This is a genomic window from Gelidibacter salicanalis, from assembly GCF_016469035.1.
GTDB classification, from domain to species: domain Bacteria; phylum Bacteroidota; class Bacteroidia; order Flavobacteriales; family Flavobacteriaceae; genus Gelidibacter; species Gelidibacter salicanalis_A.
Genome location: NZ_JAEHJZ010000504.1, coordinates 1 through 294, shown reverse-complemented (window position 1 = coordinate 294; position 294 = coordinate 1). Strand labels below are relative to the sequence as shown.

At 61.6% G+C, this 294-nt stretch carries 1 protein-coding gene; it reads right to left on the bottom strand.

From position 1 onward, the window contains the following. On the bottom strand, positions 1 to 294 hold a 294-nt coding region (locus JEM65_RS22715), incomplete at both ends, for a hypothetical protein (protein ID WP_233530824.1).

Genomic DNA, 294 nt, shown 5'->3' with positions numbered 1-294 from the left:
CTCGGGCCTCTGGCCATAAGCCGGCGCCTGGGCCTCGGCTGAGAGCGGCTGAGCGGGCGGAGCGTTGGTCCAGTCCCCCGAGTAGTAGCTTTGGGCGGGATCGTAGTAGTCCTGGTTGGCGTAGTAGGCATTGCCATCGTAAGCATTGGCATCGTAGCCCTGTTGAGCCTGAGAGCCGCTCTGAGCGTAGTAGTAATTGGCCGGATAGCCCTCGGCCGGCTGCTCATAGTAAGGCGCCGCCTCCTGACTCGGCGTGACTCCCGGGTCAGCGTAATTATTATTCTCGTAGGTCTC